Origin of the sequence: Lactococcus sp. UBA7128, assembly GCF_002492185.1 — a bacterium.
In the GTDB taxonomy this organism is placed as follows: domain Bacteria; phylum Bacillota; class Bacilli; order Lactobacillales; family Streptococcaceae; genus Lactococcus; species Lactococcus muris.
Window position 1 is genome coordinate 1 of record NZ_DKXK01000059.1, and the last position, 11,752, is coordinate 11,752.

Below are 11,752 nucleotides of genomic sequence, written 5' to 3' on the forward strand. Positions count from 1 at the left end.
GAATGGGGTGATGTACGATGACGGACAGAACCCATTGCCTAACGAGGACAGTGCCCCTGCAGCCTTTGACTTTTCGACCATGCGTCCGGTCCGTATCTTTACCATGGCAGGGGAGCAGTATCGTTATCTTGAAAACATGGGTTCTGGTAATCATATGATTATCCGGAATGAGGCGATACGCAATACGAGCTTCGTAGAGCAAGCAACAGTTTTAGAAGACTTTTATAATCAATCTCTTACTCAAGCTGTTAAAGATATGGTTGCTCCTGTGTCAATAGCCGATGAAGTACCAAACCTCAGATCGATGCTTATGTCTTGGCCGGAAGAGGGGCCTTATACTCGTTGGTTACCTACTAATTGGGATGAGCCTCATCCAGAGGTGGATGTGGCTCGGGCAGATGTGACTACTGTCAATCAAGCGGAGGGTGTACCACAAGCCTTCTCTCTTTCTCTTGCGGATGTTATCCGGTTATCAGGTGAAGGGCGAGGTTTTCCTCATCATGCAGGGCGTGTAGGTGGACATAATACATGGTGGTCATTGCGTACTGCAGGTCATGGTGAATCTGCTTGGACTATACGTTGGGGCGCATTTAGAGGTAACTTGCACGGCACTTTCCCAGGAACAACGAGTGATGACTATGGTGGTGTCCGTCCCGCCCTCATCATCAACTCTTCCAACTAAGAAACAAATATGCAAAACAAAAAATCACTCAAGGTAGCATTTTTGCATGCGACAGTCTGAGTGCTTTTTGATTGTCCTGTTTTTAATTTTATGTCCTTTTACGAGACAGCTCCTTTTTTTCTTAAACCGAACAAGACTTCATTGACAAAATATTCCGACTGAGTGAAGCTAAAAGGAAAGCAATTACTGTTCGGAAGGACTGTATTGAGAAACAGTTTCCCTGTTTTTCTGCTATAATAAGGTTATGACAACTTCAAACCTAGACCGTATCTCCAATGTTATACGCACGCAAGATATTTTGCGCCGACATAACTTTAATTTTAAGAAAAAATTTGGTCAAAATTTCCTGACTGACCATAATATTTTGGAAAAAATTACAGCAACGGCAGAGCTCTCTAAACAAGTGAATGTGATTGAGATTGGACCAGGTATTGGCTCCCTAACTCAGTATTTGCTTGAAGAAGCGGCGGAAGTCATGGCTTTTGAAATTGATAAAAGCTTGATTCCGATTTTGCAAGAAACTCTGGCCTCTTACGATAATTTTCAACTGGTGAACGCAGACATTTTAAAAGTAGATATTCAGGAACACATAAAGCACTTTAAAAATCCTGATCTGCCTATAAAAGTTGTGGCTAATCTGCCTTACTACATCACAACGCCGATTCTTATGCATTTGATTGAGTCGAAGGTTCCCTTTACAGAATATGTAGTTATGATGCAAAAGGAAGTGGCTGACCGCATTGCAGCTCGACCAAGTACAAAAGCTTACGGTTCGCTTTCGATAGCAGTGCAGTATTACATGGAAGCCAAAGTGGCATTCACAGTACCCCGAACAGTCTTTGTACCTGCTCCTAATGTGGACTCGGCCATTTTAAAAATGACCCGACGTGCACAACCTCTAGTTGCCGTTAAGGATGAGACCTTCTTTTTCAAGACAATGCACAGTGCTTTTGTCCATCGCCGTAAGACCTTAATAAACAATCTGCAATCTGCCTTTGGTAAAGACAAGAAAACGCAAATTTTAGAACTGCTCGCGCAGGCAGATATTTCTCCAACTATCCGTGCAGAAGCACTTTCAATTCCTGAATTTGCTCGTTTAGCGGATGCTCTACTCCCACTGAAAGAAGGTTAAACTGATGGACAAGCTGTCGAATATTTTTCAAGCCATAAAAGATGACCCCCAAAATGCAGCCTATACAGAGCAGGGGATTGATCCCCTTTATTCCGCTCATCCAGAGGCAAAAATTCTCATTGTGGGTCAAGCACCGGGGAGACAAGCGCAAGAAAGTCATCTTTTCTGGAACGATCACTCAGGAGAACGTCTTCGTGACTGGCTGGGGATTTCTTATGAGACATTTTATAGTTCAGATAAGTTGGCTATTTTACCCATGGATTTTTATTTTCCGGGTAAGGGAAAGTTTGGAGACCTGCCACCACGCAAAGGCTTTGCTGAAAAGTGGCATAAATTATTGATTGACGAAATGCCTGAACTTGAACTTATTATTTTGATTGGTTCCTATGCTATTACTTATTACCTGCATTTACCAAGAAAGATGCGGGCGACAGATGCTATTCGTGATTTTAGACAGTATTTGCCTCACTACTTCCCGATTGTCCACCCTTCCCCCCGGAACAATATCTGGTTACGCAAGAACCCTTGGTTTGAGGTAGAAGTAGTGCCAGAACTGCAAACAAGAGTAAAAAAACTCCTCGACACCTAGGCCGAGAAGTTTAGTGTTTTAATAAAAGCAGAAGAGACACCTTTTAGAAGTACATACGAGGGTTTCTTTTTTTCTACTCAGTAAATTTATCATACGTCATTGTGATGTGGTCAATACCTGCCTCCTTAAAAATTTCACCTTGAACTTCAAAGCCAAATTTTTCATAGAGGTCTTTTGCACTGAGTTGGGCGTGAAGGGTCAAAAGAGTAAGACCAGATTTTTTTGAAAATTCAAGTAGCTGTTGCAAGAGGGCGTTCGCGTAGCCTTTACCCCGTGCTTCTTTTAAAACAGCCATGCGCTGTACCAGAGCATGTGTTTTATCGCTAGGATCGACCAAAAGACGAACGGTAGCTAAAGCGTTGCCAGCTTCATAACCTACAAAATGAACCGAATGTGCTTCGTCAACGGGACTACCAACCTCCAGTTCGAAAGGGACACCTTGTTCCTTAACAAAAACAGTATTACGGATACGTAGCGCATCGCAGTATATTTCAGACATGGTGTCACGAGTTTGCTTGATTTGCATAAATTTCCTCTCAAAATCTTGAATTTGCGTAAAAATCTTATTTCAATTATAATATAAATAACTTTAAAAAGAAAGAAAGGGTCTCTTTTCATCTTTAGGTAGATATTATGTTTAAAAACAGTAAATTATTTTTCTGGACGGTTGAGATATTAGCAGTGACGCTGCTTATTTTTACGCTTATGCAACTGGACTTTCTCTTCCAACCCATCCAAACTCTTTTAGCTTTGCTTTTCATTCCATTTATTATAGCTGGCTTTCTTTATTATATTTTCAAGCCGGTGGTTATTTTTATGGAGAAACGCTGGAAAATCAAGCGTTTCTTTGCAATTTTGATTGTTCTGCTAAGTTTATTAGGAATTGTGATTTGGAGTGTTGCTTCAATCATTCCAAATGTTGTTTCTCAGCTGACTAGCTTGATCAATGCCAGCTCAAGAGCCGTTCCTGAACTTCGTGACTGGATTTCTTCCTTGCAAAGTGATCCACGTTTTTCTGCCTTTTATCGCCAGCTAGACGTTGATAGTATAGTTAGCAATATCAATCTGTCTTATACAGATATTTTAAACAAGTTGCTTCAGAATTTGACAGGAAGCTTGGGGAGCATCGTGAGCATCATTTCATCTGTAGTTATGGTTGCTATCCTAGTTCCTATCTTGCTTTACTACATGCTTAAAGACGGTGAAAAACTGCTCCCTACTCTAAAGCAAACGATTTTTAGGGAAGATCCGCTCGGCATCATTGAACTTTTAGAAAAGATGAATGCAACGATTTCTCGTTATATCTCTGGTGTGGCTTTAGATTCGCTACTGGTGTTCATCTTTGTCTTTGTTGGTTATATGCTCTTTGGCATTCCTTATGCTTTCTTGTTTGCAAGTTTCTCAGCAATTACAAACCTCATCCCGTATGCAGGGCCTTACATTGGTGTAATACCTGTTATTTTCACTTTGGCCTTTACTCAACCTTGGACAGCTCTTCTCGCAGTAACTTATGTTTTGGTCCTTCAGCAGATTGATGGCAATCTCGTTTATCCAAAAATAGTAGGAAATGCTGTGAAAGTCCATCCTGTTACGGTCATGATTTTGATGCTAGTATCTGGAAGTTTGTATGGTATTCTAGGTATGATTATTGCTGTCCCTGTTTATTCACTGGTCAAAGAGATTGTGAAATTCCTTGCTGGCCTGTGGCACAATCATCGTGAACAGCAAAAGAAAAAAATTATTTCAAAATAATAAATTATGGTATAATAATCTTCATATTACAAAAAAATAGGAGTAAAAATGGCACACCCTGACCCCGAGAGTAGCTCGGTAATTTTACAGATTTTGTTACTTGTTTTTCTTACTGCTTTGAATGCATTTTTCTCAGCAAGTGAGATGGCGCTCGTTTCTTTATCACGTTCACGCGTGGAGCAAAAGGCGAGTGAAGGAGACAGTAAATATCAGTATTTACTGCGTGTAGTTGATAATCCGACACACTTCTTGTCAACGATTCAAGTTGGGATTACTTTCTTGAACATCTTTGCAGGTGCAAGTTTGGCTGATACTCTAGCTGCACAGCTTGCACCACTGTTTGGGGATACAAGCTTCGCGCAAACATTGAGTAAAATCATTATCTTGGTTATTTTGACTTTCTTTACAATCGTGTTTGGTGAGCTTTTCCCTAAACGTATTGCGCAAGCGCTTAAGGAAAAGGCAGCTTTAAAAATGGTTCGCCCTTTGATGAGTATAGGTGTTGTTTTAAAACCCTTTATCTGGCTCTTGACGATTACTATCAATGGCTTGGCGCGTGTTTTTCCTATCAAATTTGATAGCAGTGATGATGATATGACACGTGATGAAATCGAATATCTCGTTCACACAGATGAAACAGCGTTGGATGATTCAGAGCGTGAAATGATTACAGGTGTTTTCAGTCTTGACGAGCTTGTGGCGCGTGAAATCATGGTCCCTCGTACAGATGCCTTTATGATTGATATCAATGATGAGCCACGGGAAAATATCGAGAAAATGCTCAGCGAGTCCTACTCGCGTGTCCCAGTTTATGATGACGATAAAGACAACATCTTAGGAATTATTCATACAAAACGTCTCTTGGCCCGAGGTTTTGCGGACGGCTTTGATAACATTAATTTCCGTGAAATGCTGCAAGAACCGTTGTTTGTCCCTGAAACAGTGTTTGTGGATGACTTAATGCTGCAGATGCGTAATACGCAAAACCAAATGGCGATTTTGCTTAACGAATACGGCGGCGTTGAAGGTATCGTTACTCTGGAAGACTTGATTGAGGAAATCGTTGGTGAAATTGAGGATGAAACAGACGTTGCTGAAACAGATGTTTACAAGATTGGTGAAAACATGTATGTTGTGCAAGGGAAAATGACAATCAATGACTTCAACGACGAGTTTGGCACACATTTAGTCAATAATGATGTGGATACGATGGCCGGCTTCTTCCTTTCAGAAACAGGGCAGATTCCTGAGAAAGGGCAGCAAGTGATGTGTGAAATCGACAATGATGAGGATCACTTCTCCTTGACTAGTCTTGAAGTAGACGGAAACCGTGTCTTGAAACTTCGGGTAGAGTTTGATATGGAGCCCTCTGAGTAAAGCTGTAAACGAAATAAAGAACGGAACTTGATAATCCGTTCTTTTTTTGCTTTTACGAACTTTTTTAAAACGATGAGCAAGAGGTAAAAGTAGAAGATACAGTAAAAAGTGTGAAAGGGAAAGAACATTTGGCTCATATGAAGGATGCTTTTTTGTGCCATTTATGGCAGTCGCTGATTATTGTGGCTGGTCTTATGGAAAAGCATTTGATAATAAATAAGATTTGAGGTATGATAAAAGCATACCGAAGAAGAGGAAAAGCTCATGACAGATATAAATATTGAAGAAGCAAAAAAAGTAACTGGTTTGGTTCATTCTACAGAGTCTTTTGGTTCTGTTGATGGTCCTGGCGTCCGTTTTATTGTTTTTATGCAAGGATGTCCGATGCGTTGCAAATATTGTCATAACCCTGACACTTGGGCCTTGAAAAGCGAAAAAGCAACCATACGTACAGTAGAGGATGTGATGGAAGAAGCTCTACGTTTCCGAGGTTTCTGGGGAGAAAAAGGAGGCATCACTGTCTCAGGTGGTGAAGCTATGATGCAGATTGACTTCGTCATTGCTCTTTTCCAATACGCCAAAAGTCTGGGAATTCACACAACCTTAGATACATCAGCCCGTCCTTTTAGAACAGATGAGTATATTACCTCTCGGATTGATGACCTTCTTGAAGTGACGGATCTTGTGTTGCTTGATTTAAAAGAAATTGATTCAAAACGTCACAAAGCCCTGACTGGACATCCGAACGAAAATATTCTAGAATTTGCCCGTTACCTTTCAGATAAGGGACAAGGCATGTGGATTCGTCACGTCCTCGTTCCCGGAGAGACAGATATTGATGAGGACCTGGAAAAGCTAGGTGAGTTTGTTAAAACTCTAGATAATGTACTCAAATTTGAAATCCTGCCCTATCATACGATGGGGGAGTTCAAATGGCGTGAATTAGGCTGGAAGTATCCCCTTGCTGGAGTAAAACCACCAACAAAAGAGCGTGTAGCCAATGCCAAAGAAATCATGAAGACCGAAACATATCAAGATTACTTGCAGAGAATCAGATAAAAAACTTAAAGGCTGAGCAGTTTAGCTTTTAAGTTTTATTTTTATTTTTATTCAAAAAATGAGAAAAGTAGCAGGGGAGATGCTTTGAAAGTGTGCGTAAATTCTCTTTTTTTGGTATAATGAGAAAAACATAAATATAAAAATGAGGTACAGAAATGTCGGATAAAATTCTCGTCTTTGGTCACCAAAAACCTGACACAGATGCAATTGCATCATCTTATGGTTTTTCATACTTGAGCAACCACCGCCCAGTTGGCGCTTTGAATACAGAATGTGTGGCTTTGGGTACACCAAATGAAGAAACACAATTTGCTTTGGACTATTTTGGTGTGGAAGCACCACGCGTGGTAACATCAGCAGCTGATGAAGGTGTGGATACAGTTATCTTGACGGATCACAATGAATTTCAACAATCCATCGCGGATATCGCTTCTTTGAATATCTTTGGCGTTGTGGACCACCACCGTGTGGCTAATTTTAATACAGCTTCACCTTTATTCATGACAATTGAACCTGTTGGATCAGCTTCATCCATCGTTTACCGCAAGTTCCTTGAAGCAGGCGTGGAAATACCACGTGAAGTGGCTGGCCTCTTACTTTCAGGTTTGATTTCAGATACATTGCTGTTGAAATCACCAACAACACATGCGACTGACCACAAAGTTGCAGAAGAATTGGCGAAGATTGCTGGTGTAGACCTTCAAGAGTACGGCATGGCTATGCTCAAAGCTGGTACGAACTTGGATAACAAGTCAGCAGAAGAACTCATTGATATTGATGCGAAAACCTTTGAACTTAACGGCAGCCGCATCCGTATCGCTCAAGTAAATACAGTTGAAATTCAAGATGTACTTTCTCGCTTACATGATGTCAAAGTTGCCATCAAGAAAGCGATGGAAGTCGAACATTATGATGACTTTGTCTTCATGATTACAGATATCGTAAATTCTAACTCAGAAATTGTCGAGATCGGTAGCCACAAAGATAAGGTTGAAGCAGCTTTCCACTTTACACTTGAAGACGATCACGCTTTCTTAGCCGGGGCCGTTTCACGTAAAAAACAAGTTGTGCCACAACTTACAGAAGAGTTCAATAAATAATGCCTATTCACGTTTTTAATAAAAATAGGCTGACACGTCAGCCTTTTTTCTTAAAACTGATTAATTATTTGGAGCTGCATGAAGATGTAACCTTGCGCCAAATTCATAAAGATTTTGAAGAAATAAAAAACATAGATCGTCAACTGGACAGTTTTATTGCGGCAAATTTTATCTGGCGTAGCGATAAACGTTATGGTAATAATTTTAAAGTTTTTAGGGATGATGATTTTGATTTAACTTTAAAACCAGAGCTACCAGCTATTTACACCTATAACAAACCTTTCTTTGTAGAGGCGGGAAGTCAGCTAGAAAGAAGACTTAATCAGTCAATTATCCAGCAAAGGTTGAAAAATCAAACGAATGCAATTTGTTTACATTTTTCTAGTCAATATGATTTGACGACTGATAATTTGTTCAACTATTTTTATAAGCTGGCAAACGATTTACCATTGACAGTGCTGGAGTGCGAAGTTTATCAGATTATGGGCGATGTTAATCCGGAGTACGCTTTAAAGTACATGACAAGCTTTTTGCTCAAATTTGCCCGTAAACCTATTGTTAAAGCGCGTTCAGATATTTTTATTAGAGTTTTGGAGAAGTACGGTTATATTGAGGCGCTGGGCGAAAACAGCTATAAAACTCATTTGAAGTTTGATGAGACAGTCCAGCTTGACGAAGTCCATTTCGACCAAGCTCAAGACTTCATTGCTGCCCAAATTCAACAGACAAAAGTATTAAATAACTTCATTTCCATAGGAGGATAAAAATGAAATACGAAAAATTGTTACCCCGTTTCCTTGACTATGTCAAAGTGAACACACGCTCAGATGAAAATTCAACAACTGTGCCGTCAGTTCCAGCTCTTGTTGACTTTGCACACAAGATGGCAGACGAAATGCGTGCCATTGGTATTCAAGATGTTCATTATCTTGAATCAAACGGTTATGTGGTGGGTACTATTCCAGCAACAACAGATAAAAATGTGCGTAAAATTGGTTTGATTGCTCATATGGATACGGCGGATTTCAATGCGGAAGGTGTCAATCCACAGATCCTTGAAAACTACGATGGAGAGTCTGTTATTGAACTTGGAGAGTCTGGTTTTAAACTTGATCCAGCTGAATTTCCCAACTTGAAAAACTATAAGGGACAAACCCTCATTCATACTGATGGTACAACGCTGTTAGGTGCCGATGACAAAGCAGGTATCGCTGAAATTATGACTTTGGCAGACTATTTGATTAATGTTAACCCTGATTTTGAACACGGCGAAATCCGTATCGGTTTTGGTCCTGATGAAGAAATCGGAACAGGTGCTGACCGCTTTGATGTTGAAGACTTCAATGTTGACTTTGCTTATACAGTAGATGGTGGTCCACTTGGTGAGTTGGAATACGAAACATTCTCAGCTGCTGGTGCTGTCTTGGAGTTCCAAGGTAAAAATGTTCATCCCGGTACAGCTAAAAATACAATGGTCAACGCCTTGCAATTAGCAATAGATTACCATACACAATTGCCAGACTTTGATCGTCCAGAAAAAACAGAAGGACGAGAAGGCTTCTTCCACCTTTTGAAACTGGACGGTACTGTTGAGGAAGCACGTGCACAGTATATCATCCGTGACCATGATGAAGATAAGTTTAATGCGCGTAAAGCGTTGATGCAGGACATTGCGGACAAGATGAATGCTGAACTGGGTTCAGAACGTGTAAAAGCGACAATCAAAGACCAGTATTACAACATGGCTAAAGTCATTGAAAAAGACATGTCTATCATTGATCTTGCGGAAGAAGCGATGAAGAACTTGGGAATTGAACCAAAAATTGAACCTGTCCGTGGTGGGACAGATGGTTCTAAAATCTCCTTCATGGGATTGCCGACCCCAAACATCTTTGCTGGTGGTGAAAACATGCATGGACGCTTTGAGTTTGTAAGTCTGCAAACAATGGAAAAAGCTGTAGATGTTCTTCTTGAAATGCTGAAACTTAACAATATCTTGAAAAATGAAGAATAATGCGCTAAAATAGTTTTAGGGCTTATAGGAAAGCCCTTCCAGTAAGTTTTATATAAACTTTACCTTCCTTATAATTTAAAGAACAAGTCGCCTTCGGGCGACCTGTTTTAGGTTATTTTTAAAATTGTCGCACAATTGTAGTTAATTCTAGTTATGAATGTTTTATTCTATCTTTTATAGAAGGAGTAAACTTTGGATTTTATGGTGGAAAGCATCATATATCTCTAGATTATGGTAACTATGCAAGTAAAATATTTACTTGATTTACAAATATTTTTAATCAGCAAGTCTGATTTATAAAAAAGGAGGACATTTGATGTCTGATAAAGCAAAAGGGAAACTTTCTCTTGTCGGCTTATGCCTGATGATTTTCACCTCAGTTTATGGATTTAACAATATCCCGCGTGCATTTTACATGATGGGTTATGCTGCTATTCCATGGTATATCGTTGGAGGACTCTTCTTCTTCCTACCCTTTGCCTTTATGGTAACTGAGCTTGGTTCAGCCTTTAAGGAGGAAAAAGGGGGAATCTATTCTTGGATGGAGAAAGCGGTTGGTCCGACTTTCGCCTTCATTGGAACATTTATGTGGTATGCCTCTTACCTCGTATGGATGGTCAATGTTTCTAATGGTATCATGGTTCCTATTACCAATATGATTTTTGGTAATTCCCTTCATGTACCAGATCCATGGATTCTTTCACTCATCGCCATGGCCTGGATTGCTGCGATTACCTTTTTTGCCCTGCGTGGTTTGGATGCGGTCAAAAAATTCGCGACACTTGGTGGTATTGCCGTTCTCTCATTGAACGCTATTCTTTTAGTTTGTGCGCTTTTGGTCCTTATTCTTAATGGACAACCAACAACACCAATTACTGCGGATGCTTTTGTTACAAGCCTTAACCCTAACTTTAATAACGGTTCAGCAATTGGTTTCATCGCCTTTATGGTATTTGCAATTTTTGCCTATGGTGGTGTTGAAGCTGTTGGAGGCTTAGTTGATGAAACAGACAAGCCTGAGAAAAACTTTCCTCGCGGTGTTGTAACCTCAGCACTGATTATCGCTATCGGTTACTCTGTAATGATTCTCTGTGTTGGTTTCTTCATGAATTACCAAACAGGTGGAGCTTTCTACGAAGGCGTTAAAGCTGGAACAATCAATCTTGGTAATGCAGGTTATGTAACAATGCAATACTTGGGTGAAGCTTTAGGCGATGCTTTCGGATTAGATCACTCAGGTGCAGTCGCTATTGGTTCAATTCTTGCGCGTTATATGGGTCTTGCAATGCTACTTTCATTGATGGGAGCTTTCTTTACCTTAATCTACAGCCCGGTAAAACAAATCATCTCTGGTACACCAGACAAACTATGGCCGGGTCGTTATGGACAGCTTGATGAGGAATCAGGCTTGCCTAAATTTGCAATGATGGTTCAATTTGCTATCGTATTTGTCATCATCTTGCTTAATATGCTTATCAACCTAGGTGGTGGTGCGGAAGCAGCAGCTAAGTTCTTTGCCATCTTGACAAATATGGCCAACGTTGCGATGACATTGCCGTACCTCTTTATTGTTATTGCCTATGCAAAATTCAAACTTAATGATGATATTGAAAAACCATTTACACTTTACAAATCTAAAGGTATTGCTATGGCAGCTGTAACTGTGACCTTCCTTGTCGTTGCTATTGCCAATGCTTTCACAGTTATTCAACCGATCACAGATTACTTTGCTTTGCCAGTAGCTGATCGTCCAGCTGTTCTTGGGGATACTGTTCAAACCGTAGTATCGATGATTGCGGGTCCTCTTATCTTTGGTTTGGTTGCCTTCTTTATGATGAGTCGCTATAAAAAACGTTACCCTGCAGAATACACTGCGTTGACGGAACTTTCTGAAGACGAACGTCATGAAGAAAAATAAAGTCTATAAAACAGGAAAACGCTCGATTGAGCGTTTTTTTATGTCTGGACACCCTTCCAAGGCGTTTCCCGTATGCAAAGGTCTAGTTCCGCAGACAAGAACAAGCGGTTCTGTATAATCTGTGGTGGT

Annotated in this window: 10 protein-coding genes and 1 pseudogene; 10 read left to right on the forward strand and 1 reads right to left on the reverse strand. The window is 40.2% G+C overall.

Going from position 1 to position 11,752, the window contains the following annotated elements:
* The 3 genes and pseudogenes from B4H39_RS06390 to B4H39_RS06400 form a co-directional block, all read left to right on the forward strand.
* Window positions 1–682, forward strand: a pseudogene (locus B4H39_RS06390) (hypothetical protein); the annotation flags it as partial.
* 244 nt (window positions 683–926) lie between these two features.
* Window positions 927–1,814: a 16S rRNA (adenine(1518)-N(6)/adenine(1519)-N(6))-dimethyltransferase RsmA gene (rsmA, locus tag B4H39_RS06395; protein ID WP_251423782.1), complete on the forward strand. Its 888-nt coding sequence runs from the start codon at window positions 927–929 to the stop codon at window positions 1,812–1,814.
* Between the two features lie 4 nt (window positions 1,815–1,818).
* Window positions 1,819–2,403: a uracil-DNA glycosylase family protein gene (locus tag B4H39_RS06400; RefSeq protein WP_202231371.1), complete on the forward strand. Its 585-nt coding sequence runs from the start codon at window positions 1,819–1,821 to the stop codon at window positions 2,401–2,403.
* Between the two features lie 73 nt (window positions 2,404–2,476).
* Here B4H39_RS06400 and B4H39_RS06405 read toward each other — a convergent pair whose 3' ends face one another.
* Entirely contained in the window at window positions 2,477–2,929 is a 453-nt protein-coding gene (locus B4H39_RS06405) for a GNAT family N-acetyltransferase (protein WP_251423779.1), read from the reverse strand.
* 107 nt (window positions 2,930–3,036) lie between these two features.
* On the opposite strand from B4H39_RS06405, the gene B4H39_RS06410 reads away from it, so the two are divergent.
* From B4H39_RS06410 to yjeM, 7 genes are all read left to right on the forward strand, one after another.
* Entirely contained in the window at window positions 3,037–4,155 is a 1,119-nt protein-coding gene (locus tag B4H39_RS06410) for an AI-2E family transporter (RefSeq protein WP_286927547.1), read from the forward strand.
* A gap of 48 nt (window positions 4,156–4,203) precedes the next feature.
* Window positions 4,204–5,532, forward strand: a complete 1,329-nt coding sequence (locus B4H39_RS06415) for a hemolysin family protein (protein WP_202231374.1) — start codon at window positions 4,204–4,206, stop codon at window positions 5,530–5,532.
* Window positions 5,533–5,796: 264 nt separating this feature from the next.
* Window positions 5,797–6,591 (forward strand): pyruvate formate-lyase-activating protein, encoded by a 795-nt coding sequence (gene pflA, locus B4H39_RS06420; protein ID WP_251423773.1) that lies wholly within the window; start codon window positions 5,797–5,799, stop codon window positions 6,589–6,591.
* A gap of 155 nt (window positions 6,592–6,746) precedes the next feature.
* Entirely contained in the window at window positions 6,747–7,691 is a 945-nt protein-coding gene (locus tag B4H39_RS06425) for a manganese-dependent inorganic pyrophosphatase (protein ID WP_202231622.1), read from the forward strand.
* A complete protein-coding gene (locus B4H39_RS06430) occupies window positions 7,691–8,455 on the forward strand; it encodes a DUF1803 domain-containing protein (RefSeq protein ID WP_251423768.1) in 765 nt (254 codons plus the stop codon). Before B4H39_RS06425 ends, B4H39_RS06430 begins: the two co-directional genes overlap by 1 nt.
* A 2-nt stretch (window positions 8,456–8,457) precedes the next feature.
* Window positions 8,458–9,705, forward strand: a complete 1,248-nt coding sequence (gene pepT, locus B4H39_RS06435; RefSeq protein ID WP_202231620.1) for a peptidase T — start codon at window positions 8,458–8,460, stop codon at window positions 9,703–9,705.
* Window positions 9,706–10,021: 316 nt separating this feature from the next.
* The gene (gene yjeM, locus B4H39_RS06440; protein ID WP_251423762.1) at window positions 10,022–11,623 is read left to right on the forward strand and encodes a glutamate/gamma-aminobutyrate family transporter YjeM; all 1,602 of its coding nucleotides are present in this window, start codon (window positions 10,022–10,024) and stop codon (window positions 11,621–11,623) included.
* Window positions 11,624–11,752 lie beyond the last annotated feature (129 nt).